Origin of the sequence: Frisingicoccus caecimuris (assembly GCF_004340975.1) — a bacterium.
GTDB lineage: Bacteria > Bacillota > Clostridia > Lachnospirales > Lachnospiraceae > Frisingicoccus > Frisingicoccus caecimuris.
Genome location: NZ_SLXA01000001.1, coordinates 1 through 22959, shown reverse-complemented (window position 1 = coordinate 22959; position 22959 = coordinate 1). Strand labels below are relative to the sequence as shown.

Annotated in this window: 25 protein-coding genes and 1 pseudogene; all 26 read right to left on the bottom strand. The window is 44.2% G+C overall.

Annotated elements, in window-relative coordinates:
- Positions 1-3: 3 nt before the first annotated feature.
- The 26 genes and pseudogenes from EV212_RS00130 to plsX all read right to left on the bottom strand — a co-directional run bounded on the left by EV212_RS00130 (position 4) and on the right by plsX (position 22763).
- Positions 4-276 (bottom strand): hypothetical protein, encoded by a 273-nt coding sequence (locus tag EV212_RS00130; protein ID WP_132087045.1) that lies wholly within the window; start codon positions 274-276, stop codon positions 4-6.
- Between the two features lie 61 nt (positions 277-337).
- Positions 338-1132: an ABC transporter ATP-binding protein gene (locus EV212_RS00125; RefSeq protein ID WP_132087042.1), complete on the bottom strand. Its 795-nt coding sequence runs from the start codon at positions 1130-1132 to the stop codon at positions 338-340.
- The gene (locus tag EV212_RS00120) at positions 1125-2051 is read right to left on the bottom strand and encodes an ABC transporter permease (RefSeq protein WP_207669037.1); all 927 of its coding nucleotides are present in this window, start codon (positions 2049-2051) and stop codon (positions 1125-1127) included. Before EV212_RS00120 ends, EV212_RS00125 begins: the two co-directional genes overlap by 8 nt.
- Before the next feature lie 99 nt (positions 2052-2150).
- Positions 2151-3161, bottom strand: coding sequence for an ABC transporter substrate-binding protein (locus EV212_RS00115; RefSeq protein ID WP_132087039.1), 1011 nt, complete (start codon positions 3159-3161; stop codon positions 2151-2153).
- Positions 3162-3259: 98 nt separating this feature from the next.
- Positions 3260-3889: a glycerol-3-phosphate 1-O-acyltransferase PlsY gene (plsY, locus tag EV212_RS00110; RefSeq protein ID WP_132087036.1), complete on the bottom strand. Its 630-nt coding sequence runs from the start codon at positions 3887-3889 to the stop codon at positions 3260-3262.
- A gap of 5 nt (positions 3890-3894) precedes the next feature.
- On the bottom strand, positions 3895-5220 hold the full coding sequence (gene der / locus EV212_RS00105; protein ID WP_132087033.1) for a ribosome biogenesis GTPase Der: 1326 nt from the start codon (positions 5218-5220) through the stop codon (positions 3895-3897).
- Between the two features lie 38 nt (positions 5221-5258).
- Positions 5259-6599, bottom strand: coding sequence for a DUF512 domain-containing protein (locus tag EV212_RS00100; protein WP_132087030.1), 1341 nt, complete (start codon positions 6597-6599; stop codon positions 5259-5261).
- 15 nt (positions 6600-6614) lie between these two features.
- On the bottom strand, positions 6615-7442 hold the full coding sequence (gene pgeF / locus EV212_RS00095) for a peptidoglycan editing factor PgeF (RefSeq protein WP_132087027.1): 828 nt from the start codon (positions 7440-7442) through the stop codon (positions 6615-6617).
- Positions 7443-7455: 13 nt separating this feature from the next.
- Positions 7456-7773: pseudogene (locus EV212_RS00090) on the bottom strand (YraN family protein); the annotation flags it as partial.
- Positions 7774-7824: 51 nt separating this feature from the next.
- Complete coding sequence (locus EV212_RS00085; RefSeq protein WP_132087019.1) at positions 7825-8583, bottom strand: ribonuclease HII; 759 nt, start codon at positions 8581-8583, stop codon at positions 7825-7827.
- Positions 8584-8650: 67 nt separating this feature from the next.
- Entirely contained in the window at positions 8651-9235 is a 585-nt protein-coding gene (lepB, locus tag EV212_RS00080; RefSeq protein ID WP_243115413.1) for a signal peptidase I, read from the bottom strand.
- Complete coding sequence (ylqF, locus tag EV212_RS00075; protein WP_132087016.1) at positions 9232-10086, bottom strand: ribosome biogenesis GTPase YlqF; 855 nt, start codon at positions 10084-10086, stop codon at positions 9232-9234. The genes lepB (EV212_RS00080) and ylqF overlap by 4 nt, the downstream gene beginning before the upstream one ends.
- Positions 10087-10099: 13 nt before the next feature.
- Complete coding sequence (lepB, locus tag EV212_RS00070; RefSeq protein WP_165873243.1) at positions 10100-10672, bottom strand: signal peptidase I; 573 nt, start codon at positions 10670-10672, stop codon at positions 10100-10102.
- A 68-nt stretch (positions 10673-10740) separates the two neighbouring features.
- Entirely contained in the window at positions 10741-11088 is a 348-nt protein-coding gene (gene rplS, locus EV212_RS00065; protein ID WP_132087010.1) for a 50S ribosomal protein L19, read from the bottom strand.
- A gap of 93 nt (positions 11089-11181) precedes the next feature.
- Positions 11182-11928, bottom strand: a complete 747-nt coding sequence (gene trmD / locus EV212_RS00060; protein WP_132088243.1) for a tRNA (guanosine(37)-N1)-methyltransferase TrmD — start codon at positions 11926-11928, stop codon at positions 11182-11184.
- A gap of 19 nt (positions 11929-11947) precedes the next feature.
- Positions 11948-12469 (bottom strand): ribosome maturation factor RimM, encoded by a 522-nt coding sequence (gene rimM / locus EV212_RS00055; protein WP_132087007.1) that lies wholly within the window; start codon positions 12467-12469, stop codon positions 11948-11950.
- Positions 12470-12541: 72 nt separating this feature from the next.
- Positions 12542-12772, bottom strand: a complete 231-nt coding sequence (locus tag EV212_RS00050; RefSeq protein ID WP_132087004.1) for a KH domain-containing protein — start codon at positions 12770-12772, stop codon at positions 12542-12544.
- A 21-nt stretch (positions 12773-12793) separates the two neighbouring features.
- Positions 12794-13039 carry a 30S ribosomal protein S16 gene (gene rpsP, locus EV212_RS00045; protein ID WP_132087001.1) on the bottom strand — a complete coding sequence of 82 codons (246 nt, stop codon included), beginning with the start codon at positions 13037-13039 and terminating at the stop codon, positions 12794-12796.
- Between the two features lie 98 nt (positions 13040-13137).
- A complete protein-coding gene (gene ffh, locus EV212_RS00040; protein ID WP_132086998.1) occupies positions 13138-14484 on the bottom strand; it encodes a signal recognition particle protein in 1347 nt (448 codons plus the stop codon).
- A gap of 18 nt (positions 14485-14502) precedes the next feature.
- Positions 14503-14862, bottom strand: a complete 360-nt coding sequence (gene ylxM, locus EV212_RS00035; RefSeq protein WP_132086995.1) for a YlxM family DNA-binding protein — start codon at positions 14860-14862, stop codon at positions 14503-14505.
- Between the two features lie 85 nt (positions 14863-14947).
- A complete protein-coding gene (gene ilvA, locus EV212_RS00030) occupies positions 14948-16165 on the bottom strand; it encodes a threonine ammonia-lyase (protein ID WP_132086991.1) in 1218 nt (405 codons plus the stop codon).
- A gap of 18 nt (positions 16166-16183) precedes the next feature.
- Positions 16184-17107 carry a signal recognition particle-docking protein FtsY gene (gene ftsY / locus EV212_RS00025; RefSeq protein WP_132086988.1) on the bottom strand — a complete coding sequence of 308 codons (924 nt, stop codon included), beginning with the start codon at positions 17105-17107 and terminating at the stop codon, positions 16184-16186.
- 10 nt (positions 17108-17117) lie between these two features.
- Positions 17118-20684, bottom strand: a complete 3567-nt coding sequence (gene smc / locus EV212_RS00020; RefSeq protein ID WP_132086985.1) for a chromosome segregation protein SMC — start codon at positions 20682-20684, stop codon at positions 17118-17120.
- On the bottom strand, positions 20675-21400 hold the full coding sequence (gene rnc, locus EV212_RS00015) for a ribonuclease III (RefSeq protein WP_132086982.1): 726 nt from the start codon (positions 21398-21400) through the stop codon (positions 20675-20677). Before rnc ends, smc begins: the two co-directional genes overlap by 10 nt.
- Before the next feature lie 79 nt (positions 21401-21479).
- Positions 21480-21710 (bottom strand): acyl carrier protein, encoded by a 231-nt coding sequence (gene acpP, locus EV212_RS00010; protein WP_132086979.1) that lies wholly within the window; start codon positions 21708-21710, stop codon positions 21480-21482.
- A gap of 48 nt (positions 21711-21758) precedes the next feature.
- A complete protein-coding gene (plsX, locus tag EV212_RS00005; RefSeq protein WP_132086976.1) occupies positions 21759-22763 on the bottom strand; it encodes a phosphate acyltransferase PlsX in 1005 nt (334 codons plus the stop codon).
- Positions 22764-22959 lie beyond the last annotated feature (196 nt).

Sequence of the window (22959 nt, the reverse complement as noted above, 5' to 3'; positions counted from 1 at the left end):
TATTTAATTTGCCAGACTGTCAATTAAATCCGAAACATCCTCCAATGTATAGTTTACGGAAATGTATTCCGGGATTTTTGTCAATTCTTTTGGAATCTGGCTGTCAGGAATCATTGGAAAGGTAATTCCGGCAACAAAAAATGCCGCTGCCAGAAAACAGCGGAACAGACAATACATCCCCGGATTAATACCTGAAATATGGTCCGTATAATCCCGGGTCATGCGTCCGCTCCGGACACGCATATTCTGAATTTCACGTCTCCTGTCCATATCCATAAAAACACCGCCGATATAATCTTCTTCTAATTATATCGGCGGTATCTGAAAAATATGCATATCAGGATAAAAGCATACGGTCGTTGGCAAATTCACCGCCGCTGGCCTGTTCAAATTTCTCCAAAAGATCGCTGACTTCCAGACGGCTCTTTTCTTCACCGCGAACATCGTAGATAATTTCACCATCATTCATCATGATCAGGCGGTTTCCAAGACGGATGGCATCTTTCATGTTGTGTGTGACCATTAAAGCTGTCAGGTGATTTTCTGTGATAATCTCCTCCGTCAGATCCAGAACCTTTTTTGCTGTTTTCGGGTCTAACGCGGCTGTATGTTCATCCAGAAGCAACAGCTTCGGTTTTTTCAATGTGGCCATGAGCAGGGTCAACGCCTGACGCTGACCGCCGGAAAGAAGGCCAACCTTCGATGAGAGTCGATTTTCCAAACCAAGATCCAGACGGGTGAGCAATTTCTTATATTGCTCCTTTTCTTCTGCGGAAATACCCCAACGGAGTCCCCGGCTCTGACCACGTCTTAAAGCAAGGGCAAGATTTTCCTGAATTTCCATATCAGCGGCGGTACCCCTCATTGGATCCTGAAATACCCGGCCAAGATATTTTGCACGGGCATATTCCGGAAGTCTTGAAATATTCACACCGTCCAGATTAATGACACCGGAGTCAATCGGATAAACGCCGGCAATCATATTCAGCATCGTAGATTTTCCGGCACCGTTACCACCAATGATCGTAACAAAATCTTCCGGTTCCAGATGAAGACTGATATTCCGAAGTGCTTTTTTTTCATTAATAGTTCCAATATTAAACGTCTTGCTGACATTGGAGATTTTAAGCATTCTTCTCTCCTCCTTCCGAGTAAGCACGTTTTGCACGATATTTATTTAAAGAAACAGGAATACAGAGGGCAAGGGCAACAATGATCGCTGATAACAGTTTCATGTCATTAGCATCCATACCGAGCTGGAGAACGACGGCACGAATCAAAAAATAAACAACAGAACCGACAATGGCAGAGGCCAGACGGCTGCCGAAAGAACGAAATCTTCCCATCAGCACATCGCCAATGACGATGGCGGCCAGACCGATAACGATAGCGCCGGTACCCATACCGATATCCGCATATTTCTGGCTCTGACATACAAGCCCACCGGAAAGACCAACCAGACCATTGCTGAGCATCAAAGCAATCATCTTTGTCATTTTTGTATTTACACCAAGGGCGCGAATCATGTCCTCGTTATTGCCGGTGGCACGCAGTGCCGACCCGATTTCAGTACCGAAAAACCAGTATAATGCAATGATGATTACAACGGCAATGATAAGTCCGATCAAACCGGAAGCCTGAGAAGATTTCAATCCTGTGGCTTCCACAAAACCTGAAAAAATCGTTTCAGTCTTCAATAAAGGAATATTACTTTTTCCCATGATTCGAAGATTGATGGACCACAGGGCAATCTGAGTCAAAATACCGGCCAGGATCGCCGGAATATCAAAAGCTGTATGCAACAGCCCCGTAACCGCTCCTGCAATCATCCCGGCCAGGGTGGCGATGACAAGAGCCAGGACCGGATTCATTCCATGTGTTACGACTAAAGTCGCACAGACACAACCGCCCAGAGCAAAACTGCCATCGACTGTCAAATCTGCAATATCAAGAATTTTATATGTAATATATACGCCAAGCACAAGAACGCCCCAGAGAATTCCCTGAGAAGCAGCACCCTGTAGTGCCAGCAGTATACCACCAATATTCATGAGCATTTCTCTCCTTTTATTTGTCTATGTAAGATAACAAAAAATAGCCCCGGCAAATATGTGTTTCATATTTGCCGGAGTTTTTATGAAACTGTCAAATTATTCAAGTCCGGAAATATCGATTCCCAGTAACTTTGCTGTTTCTTCATTACCCACAAATTCGCATTTTTCTTCTGGATAATATTCGATCGGCATTGTAGCTGGTTCAGCTTCACCTTTAAGAATCTTAACAGCCATCTCACCTGCAATATATCCTAATTCGTAGTAATCAATACTGTATGTACAAAGACCACCGGCTTCAACCATACCCTGTTCTCCACATATTACAGGAAGATTGTTTTCGTTTGCTACCATGGTCACAGTATTCATACCTGCTGCAATCGTATTATCTGTAAAGGTATATAAGCAGTCAACTTTACCAACGGCAGATTCAACAACCGACTGGATTTCATTGGAGCTTGCTACAGAAAATTCTTCAACATCGAGGCCGGCAGCTGTACAGGCCTCTTTTGTCATCTGTAACTGGATTTCAGAGTTGCTTTCTGCTGAGCAGTAAAGAACGCCGACTTTTTTTGCTTCCGGAAGGACTTTCTGGAGCAGACTGATCTGGGCTTTAATCGGTGTCAAGTCAGAAGAACCTGTAACGTTTTCGCCTGGTGCGTCATTTGATTCAACAAGACCGGAATCAGCAAAATCGGTAATAGCTGTACCTACGATCGGAATCTCTGTTGTAACGCCTGCAACCGCCTGAGCAGCCGGAGTTGCAATGGCAAGAATCAGATCGTCGCCGTCATTTACTAATTTTTCAGCGATCGTCTGGCAGGCAGACTGATCGTTCTGAGCATTCTGCTGGTCGATTTCATATGAAATGCCAGAATCGTCGAGAGCGGCTACAAAGCCTTCATTTGCTGCATCCAGAGCAGCATGTTCTGTTAACTGCAGCACACCGATTTTGTAAGTTTCTCCATCTGAAACCGTTTTAGATTCTGCGCTTTCAGCAGTTGTATCTGACGTCGTTTCAGCGGTTGTTTCCTTTTTCCCTGAGCCACATGCTGTCAGGGAAGCAACAACCATGGCACCTGCCAACAACATTGCAAGTGATTTTTTCATGTTTTCATCCTCTTTCCTTTTCATACTTCAATACATAAAAGCGTTGAAGCAACGCTTCTCTATAATGATAAATGATTTATGTGAAAAAGTCAATTCTTTTAGTTCTTTTTCTTACGTTCAAATCGGTTTTCATTTCCATTCATCAGCCGTTTGATATTTTCACGATGACGCATCCATGCCATCAGCCAGAAAACAACGCTGATGCCAAACAAGTGCCACTGTCCCGGATAAAAAATGAGGACACAGACAGGAAAAGCCAGGCTCATATAAAGTGAACCTACTGAAACATATCGTGTTGTAAAAAAAATGATCAGAAATCCAATAATACCAATCAGGCCAATTCTCAGATCCAGTGCGAGCATGACACCGGAAGTCACAGCAATTCCCTTGCCGCCCTTGAATTTCAGATAAAATGGATAGTTATGGCCGAAGGCCACTCCAAGCCCTGTATAAGCTAAAAGAAGCTGAAAATCCAGTGCAGGTACAAGCAGATTTCCATAAATCAGGTACTTAACAAGAAGAATAGCAATGATCGCCTTCAGTGCATCTCCAAGATAGGTGATATAGCCCGCCTTCTTTCCGAGAACCCTAAGTGTATTCGTTGTTCCGGCATTTCCGCTGCCGTAATTACGGATATCAATTCCGTGGCATCGGCCGTAAATATACCCGGTCTGAAAGCACCCGAAAACATATCCGATAAAAAGGCAAAGAATGATATCTCTCAGCATCTCTATTAACCCTTATCCTTTCTCTCGCGAATGATAAATTTTAACGGTGTCCCACGAAAGCCAAAGGCTTCACGGATTTTATTTTCGATATAACGTGTATAGGAAAAATGGGTCAGTTCCTTATCATTGACAAAGATAACAAATGTCGGAGGCTTCACGGCGACCTGTGTAATATAGTAAAGTTTCAGACGTCGTCCCTTATCCGATGGCGGCTGTTTCAAAGCAACTGCCTCTGCCATAATCTCATTCAGCACACCGGTAGCCACTCTCAGAGAATGATTCTGGATGACCATATCGATCAGTTCATAAAGCTTTGTAATCCGCTGTCCTGTCATGGCAGAAATGAAAATCAGCTCTGCATAAGGCATGTAAGCGAGCGTGTCACGGATTTTCTTTGTATACTCATAGATAGTCTTGTCATTTTTTACCACTGCATCCCATTTATTCACAGCGATAATGACGCCTTTGCCTCGTTCATGAGCAATCCCCGCGATCTTAGCATCCTGCTCCGTCACGCCTTCGGTGGCATCAATCATTAAAATAACAATATTTGCCCGTTCAACGGCAGATACAGCCCGGATAATACTGTATCGCTCCAGATCCTCTTTTATTTTGTTTTTACGGCGAATTCCGGCCGTATCGATAAAGACATATTCCTGGCCATTAAACTTGACTACGGTATCAATGGCATCCCGGGTCGTTCCTGCAATATTCGAAACAATGGAGCGCTGACTTCCGCAGAGCTTATTGATCAGGGAAGATTTTCCCACATTCGGTTTGCCGATAATGGCAATTCTTGGGCGTTCGTCCTCTTCCTCTTCCGCCGAACCGGCCGGAAAATGCTTCACGACCTCATCCAGAAGGTCGCCCAGTCCAAGCTGTGAGGCAGCGGAAATACCGTAGGGGTCTCCGATACCCAAATTATAAAACTCATAGATATCTGCTTCATATTTTTTGAAACTATCGACTTTGTTGACAGCCAGTACGATCGGTTTCCCGGAACGGCGAAGCATATCGGCCACTTTATAATCGGCATCGATCACGCCCTGCTGTACATCAGTCACAAATAAGATCACATCTGCGGTGGCAATAGCAATCTCAGCCTGCTCCCGCATACTGGATAAAATTAAATCCTTACTCTCCGGCTCGATACCGCCCGTATCGACCATCGTAAATTGCTTGTCCAGCCAGGTTACGTCCGCATAAATGCGGTCCCGTGTAACACCGGGCGTGTCTTTAACAATCGATATCTTACGTCCGGCCAGAACATTAAATAATGTGGATTTCCCCACATTCGGTCGGCCTACAACGGCCACAATTGGTTTACTCATATATATAAATCTCCTTCTGTAACGACATTCCGAATCCCTCAGGAAATAAGGGCATCGTACAAATCTTTTCCGTTTGATTGTACAATACGAACCGGAACTTGTAAAGTTTTTTCAATTTCCTTCACGTGCACATCATCCAATAATACATCTTCACCACTGCGCAGCACATTAATTGGAAGTAATAGTTCCTCTCCCAGATTCCGGCCCTTTAAAGCGCGGATAATGTCCTGACCAGTCAGCAGTCCGGATACGGTAATTCTTGGACCAAAGAAATAATTAGTAACCTCAACCACGTCCACCTGAATATTTGGGTAATGTACATGTAAATCGTCCACGAGCTTCCTTAAGAAGGGGCCGGCCAGTTTCCCGGTGGCAATCGTACAATGTTTTCTTTTTTGATGTTCTCGTTCTTCCGCCACTTCAGATACACTTTCAAAAACATCTTCATCTAAAGCGGCGTGGAATTCCCGTTCCTGCAGCCTGAGCATACCCACACCGTTTTCAAGCTGGACATAGCCATCGTAATTTTCCTCTTCGGGAAGCGGTACATCGGCGAGAATATACCACTCATCGCTGGCATGGACGAAATGGGTCCCGTATTCCTCCATAAATATTTTCTGATAACCATGGATAATGTCAATGACCTCTCTGGCATCCTCTGGCGTAAAGGGTTCCAGCGGATAAAGTCCTTCTCTGTGGTCAGAAAGTCCCACAGGTACAACAGAGAGACTTTCCATATAGGGTAAAAATTTGCCCAGATCGTTGATGGTCTTACGAAGCTCATCACCGTCGTTGATATTTTTGCAGAGTACGATCTGTCCGTTCATGAGAACTCCCGCCCCATAGAGCTTTTGAATCTGCTCCATGATTTTTCCGGCAAAGCGATTATGCAGCATCATGCAGCGCAGCTCCGGATCGGTGGTATGAACGGATATATTGATCGGAGATAATTTGTATTTAATAATCCGATCCAGATCTTTATCTTTCATATTGGTCAAAGTGATGTAATTCCCCTGGAGAAATGAAAGTCTCGAATCATCGTCCTTAAAATACATCGTGGAGCGCATCCCCTTCGGAAGCTGATCGATAAAACAAAAAATACATTTATTGGTACAGGAATGGTAATCATCCATCAGGCTGGACTCAAATTCAATGCCTAAATCTTCTTCCGCATCCTTTTCAATCTCAAAAACCCATTCTTCTCCATCCCTTTTCAGAACAGTCAGCTCAATATATTCATCATTGATCAAATAGTGGTAATCAAAGACATCTTCAATTCGCTGATCATTCACCGCAAGCACCCGGTCTCCCGGTTCAAGTTCCAGTTCATCACCAATGCTGCCCGGAATGATCGTTTTTATTTTGTGTCCTTCTTTCATCAGCTATTTCCTCTCTTACTTCAAACATAAAAAAGCGGCCAGACTTCCGCGGTTATTTCCTGTCTTTCGATGAGACCATAAAAGGTCCGGATGGCATCCGGTGCACCATCCGGTCACCGTGATATGTTCCGGCAGCATCCCAGCATCCAGCATGATCTGCCGGTTGGCTTCCCACAGGTTCAATTGATATTTACCATTTTTCTTCGCATAGACAAGCGCATCCGTCACATGAAAATCTTTCTCAAATCTCTCTGCCACATCCTGACTGACTTCGTAACAGGACTGACAGATGGATGGACCGATCACACCGATGATATCTTCCGGCCGGGAACCATAATTTTCCCCCATGGCCTCTACAGTATTCCGACCAATACGCCCCACCGTACCGCGCCATCCCGAATGGGTCAGACCAATTGCTTTTTTCACCGGATCGACAAAAAACAAAGGCACACAGTCCGCATGATAAGTAATGAGGGGCAATCCGGGAACGTTGGTAATCTGTCCATCCACGTCATGATAGGTTTTTGAACGGATAATGCCATGCCCTGCATCCTTTTCTGTAACGACACGGACATTGGACGTATGAGTCTGATCTGTCCCTACTACCCTTTTCCAATCCATATGAACCGCCGAACAAAATCGACGAAAATTTTCATCGACATGATTTTTATCATCTCCGCGGGTATAGGATAAATTCATAGAACGATAAATTCCCTCACTCACACCTCCGAGCCGTGTGGAAAAACCATGTTCAACACAACCGGTTTCATCCAGGGAAGCATACCGGATCACCGGAACCTTCGCATTCCAGTCTACATATTCTGATTTATTTTCTAAAATCATTCGTTTCTCCTTATTAAAAAAATGCATGAACCATATGTTCCATCCTGTCCTTTTCAAAAAGAATGACATCAAAACGAAAATCCCCTTCCCACGAAAGGCGATGATCGAAAATATACTGTTTCGCCGTGCGGATGATTTTTCTTTGTTTCGCCGGCGTTACCGCGGCACCTCCGCTGCCAAAGACATCATTTCTGCGGGCTTTGACTTCCACAAAAACGATCACACTTTCCGGGGATTTTGCGATCAAGTCAATTTCCCCATACCGGCAGCGATAATTCTCTGCCAGTATCTGATAACCCTTGGAGCGAAGATATTCGGCTGCCTGAATTTCATATGCTTTACCTAAAGTCCGTTTATCCGTAGGACAGTCCTCCCTGCATGCTTATATAAAATGCGTAATAAAACTGCGTCTGTGAATCGGACATGGCCCGATGGACTGAATTTTCTCAATGTGGGCTTTTGCGCCATAGCCTTTGTGCTTTGCAAAGCCATATTCCGGAAAAATCTCATCGTAAGCAACCATCATCCGGTCCCTGGTCACTTTGGCAATAACACTTGCCGCCGCAATGGACAGACTCCGAGCATCTCCTTTGATGATTTTTTCCTGAGGCAAATCAAGCCCCGGTATGAGTACCGCATCATTAAGCAATATCTGAGGTTTTACCTTCAGTTCAGTCACAGCCTGACGCATCGCTTCATAAGTTGCCTGTAAAATATTGATTTCATCAATGCGTTCCGGTGACGCTGTACCCACACCGACGGCCAGAGCTTTATCCATAATAATATCAAAAAGTTCCTCCCGGCGTTTGGCACTGAGTTGCTTTGAGTCATTTAAGTAGGGAATTTTTAATCCCTTTGGCAAAATGACCGCCCCGGCCACCACCGGACCCGCCAGCGGCCCTCGCCCGGCTTCATCAATCCCACAGATATAATCATAATCTTTATAGTACTTTTTTTCATAAACTAACATATGCTCCAAACGCGCATCCTCTTCAGCAGCCTTTTCCATCTGTTTTCGGCATTTCTCCACAAGCTTCTGCACACCAGCCCGTTGGTCTGTTACATATCGTTCAATAAATGCCGGCCATTCTGATGATGACATTTCAGAAAGTTCCCGGCGAATGTCACTGATCGCAGCCATACTCCCTCTTCTTCTCCTTTGTGTAGTGAAAAAATTCCCCTGCCCTGGAGCAGGAGAACCTGATACATTACTGATGTTTTAATAAGGCCACTTTATCCAGCGGCCATATACGAAGCCATGCCCGACCGATAATATCTGAGCGGTGGACATTCCCCACTGACGCAAAACGGCTGTCCTGGCTGTTATTCCGGTTATCGCCGAGGACAAAATACTCATCCTCTCCAAGAATGATCGCATTGGCAGCAACGCCTCCATCGTTCATGATCGCATTACCATAGTTCTCATTCAGTTCATGATCGTTGATATAGACACGGCCGTTTTTGATCTGTACGGTTTCTCCCGGCATGCCAATGATACGTTTGATCAGCAGCTTGGATGTATTATCCTTATATGGAAATACAATAATATCAAACCGTTTCGGTTCTTTAAAGCGATAGGTGATTTTATCGGTAATCAGATTCTCGTCTTCATGAAGCGTCGGATTCATCGAATCGCCAATGACGATTGTCCGCTGTCCGATAAATTTTATAACGAAAAACATAATTGCTACAACAATAATGCAATAAATCACCAATCCAATGATTTCCTTCATTTTGCTTTGTTCGATTTTTTCGGGTTTGGTCTTTTTATCCGAATAAACTTTTTTACTCATATTTTCTGCTCCTGTGGAAATTCCAATGTCAGTCGTCCAAGTTTGCCGGAACGAAAATCATCAATCAAAAGCTTCGAGGCCTTATCCAGATCGAGGACATTTCCCTTCTGACGGCAATTTCTGACTTCCGCAATTTTCTCTAATATGGCTATTTTATCACAATTTTCATCAACTGCATATCTTTCCGCCAAAATTCCCGAATAAAATTCCTTCAAGAACTCAATCAGGCGTATCGATAACTCACTGATGTTCAGAATTTCATCCTTAATGGAACCAATCAGAGCCAGGCGCTCACCCACAGCCGGATCATCAAATTTTGGCCAGAGAATGCCTGGTGTATCCAGAAGTTCGACATTTTTATTCAGTCGAATCCATTGCTTGCCTTTGGTAACTCCCGGCTTATTTCCCGTCTTTGTACAGGCCTTTCCTGCATAGGTATTAATAAAGGTGGATTTACCTACATTTGGAATACCAACGATCATGGCACGCACTGGCCGGTTAATGATCCCGCGTTTCCGATCCCTCTCGATTTTTTCTTTGCAGGCCTCCTGAATAATGTTTGTTATTGCTTTCATCTGGCCGCCTTTACGCGCATCCAGCTTATAAACATAAAAGCCCTGCCCTTTAAACCATCGTTCCCATTCAGCGGTGTGCTCCGGGTCTGCCAGGTCATATTTATTTAACAAGATCATCCGGGATTTCTGTCCGGCCAGCGAATCAATGTCCGGATTTTTACTGGACAGAGGAATCCGGGCATCCACCAGCTCAATTACAATATCAATGAGCTTAATATCCTCCTGCATCATTCTCCGGGCTTTTGTCATATGCCCGGGGTACCATTGAATGTTCATAACTTCTGTCCTCCTATTTGACTCTTCCCTCAATCTGAGATTTATCAATCACTCCGATATTGGCAGAACGGCTGTCATAACTGCTGTTATTGTAATTGTCGCACAGCATAAAATATTCATCATCCTGCAATAAAACGATATCGTTGGCAATACCTGCATCTTCAATCGGCTCCTCACCTACCGGGTAGCTGATTTCTTTATCGTCTACATAGATTTTTCCATTCTGAATCTGAACCTTTTCCCCCGGAAGACCAATGATTCGAAGCACATAGTAGACATTGGATTTGGTTTCACCCATTCTCACCGCCACCGTATCCATCCGTTTGGGTGAAGTGATTTTATAAATAAAGCGATTAATTTTCAGGACTTCATCTTCCTGAAAGGTCGGCACCATAGAATCATTGGAAATAATGGTTTTCATGCCAAAACCCCGGACATACATAACCGCAATACCAACGACAAGAAACCATCCAATAATAAACATACCAAGATTCATGGCGCGAGTACCGATCCGAAATTTTTTTACTTTATTGACGGAACGCTTCCATTTGCGTTTTACTTTCGTCTTGCGTTTTAACTGATTCATGGTCTGCTCCTTTAGCATTACAAAAATGGGACAACTACCTAAGTACTTGTCCCAAAAATCCTGACGAATTATTTAACTAATTCTTTAACCTTTGCTTTCTTACCTACTCTGTCTCTCAAGTAGAATAATTTAGCTCTTCTTACCTTACCTTTTCTTACAACTTCAATCTTTTCTACGATTGGAGAATGTAATGGCCATGTTTTTTCTACGCCGATACCATTGGAGCTTTTTCTTACAGTAAATGTTTCACGGCTGCTTCCGTTCTGACGTTTAATGACTGTTCCCTCGAAAACCTGAATTCTTTCACGGTTTCCTTCTTTTACTTTTGCGGATACACGTACAGTATCACCTACATGGAATACAGGTACTTCCGCTTTCAACTGAGCAGCTTCAATGTTCTTAATAATGTCGTTCATTTCAATGAACCTCCTTAAATTTATAAATCCGACGTTCTTAATACCTGTGTAACAGAGGACCGTCTTTTTTCATACCAAGATACTATATCACAATCATTCAGGAAAATCAAGATTTTTCCTGAGCTTTTCAAGTATTTTTTTGTCACTATCGGTCAATTCGGCTGTTCCCAGCAATTCGGGCCGTCGAAGAAAGGTTCGTTTCAGGGATTCTTCTCTGCGCCACTTCGCGATATTCCCATGGTGCCCGGACAGAAGAACAGCCGGGACTTTTTTATCCATAAAGGTTTCCGGACGGGTATACTGGGGATACTCCAAAAGTCCGTCCTGAAAAGATTCATATTCCGCCGAATCATCGTTATTTAAGACACCGGGAATCAGCCTGGAAATTGAATCAATCATGACCATTGCCGGAAGTTCACCACCGGTCAGTACATAATCCCCAATGGACAGCTCATCCGTAACGATTTCCTCCAGAACCCTCTCATCGATTCCCTCATAATGACCACAGAGGAAGATGAGTTCTTCCTCCTTTGAAAGTTCTTCCGCAATGGATTGGCTGAAAACCTTTCCCTGGGGTGTCATATAGATGACCCTCGGTTTCTTATCCATATTTTTAACAATATCCTGATAACAGTCATAGACCGGTCCGGGCTGCATGACCATACCGGCCCCGCCGCCATAGGGATAATCGTCCACATGTTTATGCTTATCTTTGGAATAATCCCGGATATTGACAATATTCAGTTCAAATATATGATTTTCTATAGCTCTTCCCGTGATACTCGTCCGAAGTCCTCCGGACACCATGTCTGGAAAAAGCGTCATCACATGAAATCGCATCATTAACTCCTCTTACCGTTTACTTACGGTTTAAATCCAGAAGTCCCGGAAGCAAATGAACCGTGATTTTTCCGGTTTCCGGTCGGATATCCGGTACACACTGTTCAATATATGGAATCAGCACCTCTTCCCCTTCCGCCGTTTTTACCACAAAAACATCATTGGCTCCGGTCTGAAGCACATCCGTCAATGTGCCGATGTCCATTCCCTCATCGCTTTCGACCTTCAGGCCAATTAAATCGATAATGAAAAACTCATTTTTCTCCAGTTTCACGGCATGCTCACGGTGAACAAGCAAATCTTTTCCCTTGTAACGCTCCACGTCATTTAACTGGTCGATGGATTTAAATTTTAAAATTGGTGTCTGCTTGAAAAATTTGCAGCTCTCTACTTCGACCGCGACATATTCTCTTCCCGTATCGATCACACACTGTTTTAATTTTTTAAAACGCCCAATGTCATCCGTTGTCGGGAAAATCTTAACTTCTCCACGCACACCATGAGTGTTTGAAATCACGCCGACACGCAAATATTCTTCCATGATATTTCCTCACATTCCTGATTCTGAAAAGACCTCAGTCCGTAATGGATTGAGGTCTCTTTCAATGTTGAATTACTGAAGAATTTCAACAATTACTTTTTTGTCATCCTTTGATGCAGCGGATTTTACAACGGTACGTATCGCTCTGGCAATACGTCCCTGTTTGCCGATGACCTTACCCATGTCTTCCGGGTCTACTTTCAGTTCCAGAACAACGGATTTCGGGTGCACAGTCTCCGTAACGACAACACCTTCCGGATGGTCAACAAGAGCCTTAGCGATAACTTCAACTAATTCCTTCATCCCTCGCACCTCCATCAGCAATTATTTTGTAATTCCTGCATTTTTAAATAATTTGCTTACAACGTCTGTTGGCTGAGCACCTGTAGATAACCATTTCTGTGCCAGTTCAGCATTGATCTTAACTTCGCTTGGTTCTACATTTGGATTGTAAGTACCGATTTCTTCAATGAAACGACCGTCTCTTGGAGAACGGGAATCAGCGACGATAATTCTATAAAAAGGAGCCTTTTTCTGACCCATTCTTCTTAAACGAATTTTTACTGCCATCTTTTTCACCTCCTGAATTAACTTCTAAATCATTTATAAAAAGGAAATCTTCTTCCTGTTTATCTTTCTCTGAGCCGTTTTTTCAGAATCACGGCCGGCTAAAAGCCAAAAGGCATACGGAATTTACTCCGTTTCTTTCCGGAAAGTTGTCCGGAAAACTGTTTCATCATCTTTTTCATCATTTCAAACTGTTTGACCAGTGCATTGACCTCGCTGATCGGAACACCGGCGCCTGCGGCAATACGCTTTTTACGGCTCATGTTCATCAGGTCCGGATTCGCCCGCTCCTCCGGAGTCATTGACAGAATAATGGATTCTGTCCGTTTCATCTGAGCTTCACTGCCGCTCAGATCCACATTTTTTAATTGACTCCCCATACCGGGAATCATGGCGATCAGATCCTGAATATTGCCCATGTTCTTTACCTGGCTCATATTCTCAAGGTAATCCTCATAAGTGAATTCCGCCTTTTTAAACTTGCGGGTCATCTCACGGGCTTTATCTTCATCAATCTGGGCTTCTGCCTTCTCGATCAAAGTCAGCACATCACCCATACCAAGTATTCTTGAAGCCATACGATCCGGATAAAACTGTTCCAGATCAGAGAGTTTTTCGCCCATACCAACATAAAGAATCGGCTTTCCGATAACTGCCCGAATCGACAGTGCGGCACCGCCTCTCGTATCGCCATCCAGTTTGGTAAGAATCACGCCGTCCAGTCCAACCGTCTCATCAAAAGACTTAGCCACATTCACAGCATCCTGACCGGTCATGGCATCGACCACAAGAATCGTTTCATCAATGTCAAGAGCCGCCTTGATATTCTGGAGCTCAGCCATCATTTCTTCATCAACATGAAGACGGCCGGCTGTATCCAGAATGACCACATTCATATTATTTTTTACCGCATGCTCCACAGCCGCTTTGGCAATATTCACAGGATTCTGATTTTCACCCATGGCAAAAACCGGAACACCCTGTTTTTCGCCATTGACCTGAAGCTGCCTGATCGCCGCCGGGCGGTAAACATCACAGGCTACCAACAAAGGGCTGCGCCCTTTCTGCTTCATCTTGCCGGCTATTTTCGCACAGGTTGTCGTCTTACCGGCACCCTGAAGACCAGCCATAAGAATAATGGTGATCTCATTCGACGGTTTCAGCGGTATCTCTGTTGTCTCGCTGCCCATCAGGGAAACCATCTCTTCATTGACAATCTTTATAACCATCTGCCCGGGCGTCAGGCTGTTCAGAACATCCTGTCCGATTGCCCGCTCCTGAACGGATTTAATAAACTGCTTTACAACCTTAAAGTTGACATCTGCTTCCAGCAGTGCCATCTTGACCTCTTTTAAAGCGGCTTTCACATCGGCTTCTGTCAAACGCCCTTTATTCCTCAGATTCTTAAAGACGTTCTGTAATTTTTCAGATAAACTTTCAAATGCCATGGAAAACCTCCCTTCCGGCTACATCTCTTCCAATATGCCATTGGAAATATTCTCAATCTGCCGTAGATATTCGGTGGCTTCATCCGGGGCGCCTTCCGCTTTAAGAATCTCACTGGCAAGTTCATGAATCTTTGCAACCTGCTCTTTTGCCATTAAAAACTTCTGAACCAGATGAAGTTTTTCTTCATAACCATTCAGAAGCTTGTCGCAGCGTTTAATAATATCATAAACTCCCTGACGGCTGATCTTCCGATCCTCTCCAATCTCACTCAAAGAGTAATCGTTCAGAACGAAATCCTCATAGATTGACTTTTGATGTTCCGTCAGCAATTCTCCGTAAAAATCATAAAGCAATGCCTGCCTTAATATCTTATCCATAAAAGCACCACCTGTAAAGTGTTTTTACTTTACAGGTGGTATTGTACCTTATCTTTGACGCTCTGTCAACTGATTTTTTAAAAATTTAGTAAATCTGTTTGGGAATCTTCAAAAGCGGCCGGTATCCCTGGTTCTCCAGTTCTTTTAAAATCCGTTCTTTATGCTCCGTACCGAAGGCTTCCAAAGTAATAAGAAGTTCAACCACGTTGCTCCGGTTGACGCTGACAAACTGGTTATGTTCCAATTTGATAACGTTGCCCCGCAGCTCGGCAAGAATACCGGCAACCCTATGGAGTTCACCCGGCTTGTCCGGTAAAAGTACGGAAACGGTAAAAATACGGTCTCGCTGGATCAGGCCATTTTGAACAACCGATGCAATGGTAATAACGTCCATATTGCCGCCGCTCAAAATAGAAACAACTTTTTTGCCCTTAATATTCAACTGTTTTAAAGCTGCTACGGTCAAAAGTCCGGAATTTTCAACAATCATTTTGTGATTTTCCATCATATCAAGGAAAGCTGCGATCAGATCGTCATCCTCCACTGTAATGATATCATCTACATTTTTCTGAATATATGGGAAGACCACATCACCCGGTGTTTTTACAGCCGTACCGTCGGCAATCGTCGTCACCTTCGGCAGCGTCACTACATGTCCGGCAGCCAGGGAGGCTTTCATACAAGCGGCTCCGGCCGGTTCCACGCCAATGACCTTGATCTTTGGATTCAGCATTTTAGCCAAAGTGGAGACGCCGCAGCAAAGTCCGCCACCGCCGATCGGCACAAGAATGTAATCGACCGTCGGAAGTTCTTTGATGATTTCCATGGCGATCGTTCCCTGGCCGGTAGCAACAGTTTCATCATTAAAAGGATGGATAAAGGTATACCCCTTTTCTTCAGCCAGTTCCAATGCGCAGGCGCAGGCATCATCATAAACGTCTCCATGAAGAATGACCTCGGCACCGTAACCTTTGGTCCGGTTCACTTTAATAAGCGGTGTTGTCGTCGGCATAACGATGACCGCCTTCGCTCCCATCAATTTAGCCGCATAGGCCACACCCTGAGCATGATTTCCGGCAGAGGCTGAAATAATCCCCCGTTCCCTTTCCTCCGGCGTCAGCGTACTGATTTTATAGTAGGCGCCCCGAAGCTTATAAGCGCCTGTAAACTGCATATTTTCCGGTTTGAAATAGACTTTCGCTCCGGTCTGTTCTGAAAAATAATCACTGTAAACCAGTTTTGTCTCAAGTAATACCCGATTCAGTCGTTCGGAAGCTTCTTCAAATTTTTCTAATGTCAACATGATGGCATTCCCCTTTTTTTATTGAAACAGTGCATCCACAAAAGAATCACTGTCAAATTTCTGCAGATCCTCGATTTTTTCGCCAATACCGATGTATTTCACCGGAACTCCCAGTTCGGACTGGATAGCTATGGCTATTCCCCCCTTGGCGGTTCCATCCAGTTTCGTCAGAATAATTCCGGTTATATCCGCCACTTCCTTAAACTGTTTTGCCTGTACCAGGGCATTTTGTCCGGTTGTTCCATCCAGAACGATCATCGTTTCACGGAAGGCATCCGGATATTCCCGATCGATGATTCGATTAATTTTCTTCAATTCTTCCATCAGATTTTTCTTATTATGGAGACGTCCCGCCGTATCACAAATTAAAATGTCTGTATTTCGTGCCTTTGCAGCGGCTACTGCGTCAAAAACTACCGCTGCCGGGTCTGAACCCTCCTGACCGGCAATGACATCTACTCCGGCCCGATGCGACCACTCGACCAACTGCTCAATAGCTCCGGCCCGGAAGGTATCCGCCGCCGCCAGTAAAACTTTTTTTCCGGCATTTTTATACTGTCCGGCCAGTTTGCCGACAGAAGTCGTCTTGCCTACGCCGTTGACACCGATAATGAGCATGACTGTCTTCTTATTTTCAAATTCATAGGCGCCCTCCGTCACCGCCATCTGTTCTTTGATCGAATGGATAAGATACTCCCGGCACTCGGCTGGTTCCTTCAGATGATTTTCTTTCACTTTCACCTTTAAATCCTCAATGATCATCTCTGTTGTATGAATGCCGATATCCGCCATAACAAGAACTTCTTCCAGTTCTTCATAAAAATCATCATCAATGGATGAAAATCCACTGAAAATATCATCAAATACCGAAGCAATATTGTTCCGGGTCTTTGTAAGTCCTTCGACCAGACGGCTGAAAAAGCCTTTCTTCTCTTCCGACATTGTTTTCCTCCTATTTTGTCAGTTCATTTTCAATCAAATTTACAGATACCAGTGCGGATACGCCCTTTTCCTGCATCGTCACACCATAGAGTACGTCTGCCGCATTCATCGTCCCGCGCCGGTGTGTGATAATGATAAACTGGGTATCCTCGGTCAGATTATTCAAATATCTGGCATAGCGCTTAACATTGGCATCATCCAGAGCCGCTTCGATTTCATCCAGCAGGCAGAAAGGTGATGGCTTCAGACTCTGAATGGCAAAAAGCAGGGCGATGGCCGTCAGCGCCTTTTCACCGCCGGAAAGCTGCATCATGTTTTGGAGTTTCTTACCTGGAGGCTGAGCAATGATCCGGATACCCGCATCTAAAATATCCGCATCCTCCATCAATTCCAATGTTCCTTTACCGCCGCCGAACAATTCGGCAAATACCCGTTTGAAATTTTCCTGGATTTTAACAAAATTTTCCCGAAACTGTTCACGCATGGCCTGATCCAGATCATGAATGATTCCCGTCAATTTACCCTCAGCTTCAACCAGATCGTCATGCTGTGTTTTTAACATAGTATAACGTTCCGATACATCTTTATATTCTTCAATAGCATTCAGATTAATATTGCCAAGTCCTTTGATGGACTTCTTAAGTTCACTGATCCAGCGCCGGATATCCTCTATTGACAAGGCTTCCGAGTCTGTTTTCTGAAGTTCTAAAGCCTTATTATAAGTCAGCTCATATTCATCCCACATGTAATTGCTGAGTTTCGTCCGGTCTTCCTCACATTTTTCACTTAAATGCTCCAATCGGAAAATCTCTTTGTCCAGAAGGCTGCATCGGTCTGAAAGATTCTCCCGGCGCTCAAAAAACTGTTTATGAACTGCTGTCATTTTTTCTCGTTCAGCTGAAAGAAGCTCTAATTCTTTATCCAGAGAAGCATCGCCTGTCTCCATCATTTCAGCCTTCGATTCCATAGTCTGAATCTTTTCAGTCTTTTCCCGGATAATACATTTACATTCCGACACCTTTCCGGAAAGTTCCTCATATTCCCTTTCCAACGCCTGAATTTCTTCCAGAATGCGTTTTCGATTCTCTTTCAGGAAATTCTGTTTTTGTATGTAGCCTGAAAAATCAATGCCAAGCTCCGATGTTTTACCAGAAAACTCCTGTTGACGTAAAATTTCTGCTTCCAGTTTCTCATTCAATACCTCGATAGCGCCCTCTGCTTCAGATTTCAGCAGTTCCTGCGCTTCCCGTTCTTTCAGTAGATCTTTTTTAAATGTATTGATCTCCCCAGTCTGACGCTTCAATTCATCAGACTCTCCCGAAAGCTCTTTATACGTCGCTCCCTGGGATGCAGCAGAAGATTTTAACTGATTCACATTCACATAAATGGTATTGGATTTAAGACCGATTTCCTGCAGGTCCTCCTGAATACTTCCGATACGCCGTTTATTTTCCCGTTTTGCATCGTGAGCTTCATCGGTCTGACGATTTAAAAGAGCAAGTTCGGTTTTAAGCCGTTCCATCCTGGTCTCCATTTCTTCCATCTCTCGATGACGGCCAAGGAGATTACTTGCATTTTTAAATGTACCACCGGAAATCGAGCCGCCAGGGCTCAGGGATTCGCCTTCCAGAGTAACGATTCTGAGGGAATAGCGATATTTTCTTGCCAGCTTCAGCGCATTGTCCATATGGTCAGCAACCACCACCCGGCCCAGAAGATAATCGGCCAGGCCGTCAAACTCTGGTCCGCACGAAATCAATTCACTTGCAATGCCGACAACCCCATTCTCTTTTAAAATGCGTTCCCGTTCCGGCAGAGTCTTTGGAAGGATACTTGTCAGTGGTAAAAATGTGGCCCGTCCAAAGCGATTTCGTTTCAAAAAATCAATCATAAGCTTCGCTGTTTTTTCATCCTTTGTAACAACATTCTGGATACTGCCGCCAAGGGCTGTCTCCACAGCCGTCTCATAGACTTTATCTACTTTGATTATATCTGCAACAACACCGATGATTCCCGGTGTTTGCTTTTTCTGTTCCATGATTCGGCGAATACTGTTACCATAACCCTCATAACGTTCCGTGATTCCCTGAAGCGTCTGGAATCGGGAACTTAACCGATGATATTCCTGTTCTTTTGCATTCAGGGTGTCATGAAAGTCATCGATCTGCTTTTGGATCATCTGACCTTTCTCATGACAGTCCGCTAATTTTTTCTGAAGGTATTCCCGACGCGCATCCAATTCTTTCTGTTCACTGCTGTATCGTTCAAGTGTTTCTTCACGGCTGGCCGCCTCACTCTGCATCGTAAGCAAACGTTGATTCAATTCCGACTTACGAATCTGAATCTGTTCCAGCATGGTATCATAACGCTGAAGTTTCGCCTTCACACTACCGATGTGATTCAGCGATTCGATCACATCACTGTTTTTCTCTTCAATCGCCTGACGAAGTTTGTCAATACTGCCATTCATGGAATCCAGTTGATTCTCCGCCTGATCCTTTGCGTCCTGTAGTGCAGCAATCTTATCTGCCAGCCCGGTCATCTCTTGTTCCCATTGGGAGACTTCCTGTTTTTTTCCGGCAATGCCGTCTGAAACCTGAGCCTGCCGTTCCTTATAATGTCCTTCGGCAGCTTCCTCACTGCGAACCTGCTCTTTTAAAAGACGAATCTCGCTTTCTGCCTTTTCACGTTCCAACTGTATATCAGAAATCTGATTTTTTAATGCATCAATCCGGCCTCCCCGTTCCTCGAGAGCAGCTTCCATCCGGCCATATTCCAACCGGGCGGCTTCCAGAGCCTTCCTCGTTGTTTCCAGATCGTTCTGTGCAATGTTTAATTTGTCCGCATACTCTGCCGACGCTTTTTTCAGCCGGGCATATTCGGAGAGATACATTTGTATGTCCAGAGCTTTTAAGGAATCCCGTAATTTTAAATATTCTCTTGCCTTTTCAGACTGACGTGACAAAGGACCGATCTGTTTTTCCAGTTCGGACAAAATATCCGTCACCCGGTACAGATTCTGCTTTTCAATATTAAGATTCTTCTCTGCCAGAGCCTTCCGTTTTTTATATTTAACAATACCGACCGCTTCATCAAAAAGCTCCCGCCGGTCCTCCGGTTTACCGCTTAATATTTTATCAATCTGTCCCTGGCCGATGATCGAGTATCCCTCTTTTCCGATTCCCGTATCAAAAAAAAGTTCCTGTACATCCTTAAGCCGACTAGTATGTCCATTGATCAGATATTCACTCTCGCCGGAGCGGTAGACACGCCTGGCCACTGTCAGCTCCTCATAATCGATAGGCAACTTGTGATCTGAATTATCAATGGTAATGGCGACATAGGCAAAACCTAAGGGTTTTCTGTTCTCGGTACCAGAAAAAATAACGTCCTCCATCTTGCTTCCGCGAAGCTGCCTGGCGCTTTGTTCGCCAAGTACCCATCGCACCGCATCGGCCACATTACTCTTTCCGCTGCCGTTAGGTCCCACAATGCCGGTAATACCTTTATTGAATTTTAAAACCGTCTTATTGGCAAAGGATTTAAACCCCTGCAGTTCGATACTTTTTAAATACATAAATCTTCGTCCTTGTCCTTGAATAGTCCCTCTGCCTTTAACGCCAATAAGGATTCATAAGCCGCATTTTGTCCGGCTGCCTGTTTTGTCCGGCCGCTTCCTTTTCCGAGGATCCGATTTCCCAGACGAATCTGCATGACAAAGGTCCGATTATGTTCCGGTCCGAAAACATCCACCAATTCATAGACCGGCGTTTCCTTCGACCAGCTCTGAATATTCTCCTGGAGCGTTGTTTTACTATCATGAAAAAGACGGGTATTTTCCATATCATTTAAGACAAAATTCATGATAAACTGCCGCGCCGATTCCAGTCCTCCATCCAGATATAAGCTTCCGATGACAGCCTCCAGAGCATCAGACAAAATAGAGTCCCTGTCTCTTCCTCCTGTCATATCCTCCCCCTTACCAAGCTGAAGAAAATTCCCAAGATCCAATTCTCTGGCGCAATGGGCCAGTGCAGGTTCACATACAAGGCTTGCCCGTGTCTTGCTCAGCGTACCTTCCAGCTTTTCCGGGTATTTTTTAAACAATACCTCGCTTGAGACCAGTTCCAATACCGCATCCCCAAGAAATTCCAGACGTTCATTATTCTGAAATTTTCTGAGATCATGTTCATTGGCAAAGGAGCTGTGAATCAATGCTGTTTCAAGCAGCGAAGCATCCGAATATTCATAGCCGATCTTTTGTTGAAAAACTGTGATTTTTTTTAAATCCATTATATTTTCCTTTCTGTTTTTGTTCGATGATTTAAAAAAGGAGCCTCTTCTTGTAACCGGAGACCCCTGTTTACTACAATCAATTTAAAATGTTTTTAATCGCTTCCATCGCATCACCAACAGTGACAATGCTTTCGGCCGCATCATCCGAAATCTTAATGTCAAGTTCATCCTCAATAGCCATAATAATCTCTACTGTATCAAGAGAATCACAGCCAAGGTCTTCCGTAAAAGAAGAATCCATTGTAATCTCATTGGTATCAAGCCCCAGGATATCTGCAATAATCTCTTTTAATCTTTCTAATTCCATAATCTAACGTCCTTTCAAAAATATTAATTATTTTATGAGATTGGGAAATCACTGATTCAAAACTTCCTCTATCCGTACATTGATATTCTGCTGTTTAAAGGTTATGCATTGAATTATTGCCCGCTGGATCTCCTGTGCGCTGGAACTGCCATGGGCTTTCACGACCAGCCCTTTCAGCCCGAGCAGTGGAACGCCACCGTACTCCGAAGCATCAAATTCTTTCACCGTAGCCTTTAATGCAGGTTTAACGAGCCATCCGCCGATTTTACTCCGGAGCGATGACATCATGGATACTTTAATTTTATGAATCAATGTGTTACCCACGCCTTCATACAGTTTTAAAATGACATTACCGACAAACGCATCACAGACGATGATATCTGCCTCACCTGACGGAATATCTCTGGCTTCAATACTGCCGATAAAATGAATCGATGGACATTCTTTCAAAAGCGGATAAGCTTCCTTGACCAATTGATTTCCTTTTTCTTCTTCTGCACCAATATTGACAATGGCAACTTTCGGATTCTTAACGCCGATGATATCTTCCATATATATCGTACCAATCTGTGCAAACTGCAGAAGATGTACCGCCCGGGCATCCACGTTGGCCCCACAATCAATCAGCAATGAAAATCCTTTGGCCGTCGGAATCAACGGAGCCAATGGCGGTCGATGCACACCCTTAACCCGTCCTACGATCAATTGTCCTCCGGCCAGCAGAGCTCCGGTCGAACCGGCCGACACCATAGCATCTGCCTCGCCTTTCTTTACAAGTCGCTGACACCGCACGATAGAGGAATCCGTTTTATTCCGAATCGCATTGACCGGCGCTTCATTATTACTGATGACTTCCGTTGTCGGAACAATTTCAATCCGTTCCCTGTCACAGGTATATTTGTCCAGTTCCTCTTTAATCTTCACTTCATCACCGACCATGAGGACCTTGACCTGTTTACTGGCATTTACCGCTTCCACGCCGCCTTTGATAATCTCAGACGGTGCGTGATCACCGCCCATGACATCCAGAGCGACCGTTACTAACTCTTCCATATTTTATGCCTCCAATTACATACTCTGTAATCATCTATAAATATACTAGATAATATTCATTAAATCAACCCTAAAAACATAGAAGTTTTCCTGTGTTTAAAAGTCATGACCACCCGTAAAACGGGTGGCTTGTTCCAGGGCTATAAGCCCATGATACTAGGCCAGCGTCTCAAGGCGCTGGCTTTCTCTTTCGGCT

Coding starts and splice junctions, on each gene's coding strand:
- EV212_RS00130 (WP_132087045.1), bottom strand. CDS start 276: ATGGATATGGACAGGAGACGTGAAATTCAGAATATGCGTGTCCGGAGC.
- EV212_RS00125 (WP_132087042.1), bottom strand. CDS start 1,132: ATGCTTAAAATCTCCAATGTCAGCAAGACGTTTAATATTGGAACTATT.
- EV212_RS00120 (WP_207669037.1), bottom strand. CDS start 2,051: ATGAATATTGGTGGTATACTGCTGGCACTACAGGGTGCTGCTTCTCAG.
- EV212_RS00115 (WP_132087039.1), bottom strand. CDS start 3,161: ATGAAAAAATCACTTGCAATGTTGTTGGCAGGTGCCATGGTTGTTGCT.
- plsY (WP_132087036.1), bottom strand. CDS start 3,889: ATGCTGAGAGATATCATTCTTTGCCTTTTTATCGGATATGTTTTCGGG.
- der (WP_132087033.1), bottom strand. CDS start 5,220: ATGAGTAAACCAATTGTGGCCGTTGTAGGCCGACCGAATGTGGGGAAA.
- EV212_RS00100 (WP_132087030.1), bottom strand. CDS start 6,599: ATGAAAGAAGGACACAAAATAAAAACGATCATTCCGGGCAGCATTGGT.
- pgeF (WP_132087027.1), bottom strand. CDS start 7,442: ATGATTTTAGAAAATAAATCAGAATATGTAGACTGGAATGCGAAGGTT.
- EV212_RS00085 (WP_132087019.1), bottom strand. CDS start 8,583: ATGGCTGCGATCAGTGACATTCGCCGGGAACTTTCTGAAATGTCATCA.
- lepB (WP_243115413.1), bottom strand. CDS start 9,235: ATGAGTAAAAAAGTTTATTCGGATAAAAAGACCAAACCCGAAAAAATC.
- ylqF (WP_132087016.1), bottom strand. CDS start 10,086: ATGAACATTCAATGGTACCCCGGGCATATGACAAAAGCCCGGAGAATG.
- lepB (WP_165873243.1), bottom strand. CDS start 10,672: ATGAATCAGTTAAAACGCAAGACGAAAGTAAAACGCAAATGGAAGCGT.
- rplS (WP_132087010.1), bottom strand. CDS start 11,088: ATGAACGACATTATTAAGAACATTGAAGCTGCTCAGTTGAAAGCGGAA.
- trmD (WP_132088243.1), bottom strand. CDS start 11,928: ATGCGATTTCATGTGATGACGCTTTTTCCAGACATGGTGTCCGGAGGA.
- rimM (WP_132087007.1), bottom strand. CDS start 12,469: ATGGAAGAATATTTGCGTGTCGGCGTGATTTCAAACACTCATGGTGTG.
- EV212_RS00050 (WP_132087004.1), bottom strand. CDS start 12,772: ATGAAGGAATTAGTTGAAGTTATCGCTAAGGCTCTTGTTGACCATCCG.
- rpsP (WP_132087001.1), bottom strand. CDS start 13,039: ATGGCAGTAAAAATTCGTTTAAGAAGAATGGGTCAGAAAAAGGCTCCT.
- ffh (WP_132086998.1), bottom strand. CDS start 14,484: ATGGCATTTGAAAGTTTATCTGAAAAATTACAGAACGTCTTTAAGAAT.
- ylxM (WP_132086995.1), bottom strand. CDS start 14,862: ATGGATAAGATATTAAGGCAGGCATTGCTTTATGATTTTTACGGAGAA.
- ilvA (WP_132086991.1), bottom strand. CDS start 16,165: ATGTTGACATTAGAAAAATTTGAAGAAGCTTCCGAACGACTGAATCGG.
- ftsY (WP_132086988.1), bottom strand. CDS start 17,107: ATGTCGGAAGAGAAGAAAGGCTTTTTCAGCCGTCTGGTCGAAGGACTT.
- smc (WP_132086985.1), bottom strand. CDS start 20,684: ATGTATTTAAAAAGTATCGAACTGCAGGGGTTTAAATCCTTTGCCAAT.
- rnc (WP_132086982.1), bottom strand. CDS start 21,400: ATGGATTTAAAAAAAATCACAGTTTTTCAACAAAAGATCGGCTATGAA.
- acpP (WP_132086979.1), bottom strand. CDS start 21,710: ATGGAATTAGAAAGATTAAAAGAGATTATTGCAGATATCCTGGGGCTT.
- plsX (WP_132086976.1), bottom strand. CDS start 22,763: ATGGAAGAGTTAGTAACGGTCGCTCTGGATGTCATGGGCGGTGATCAC.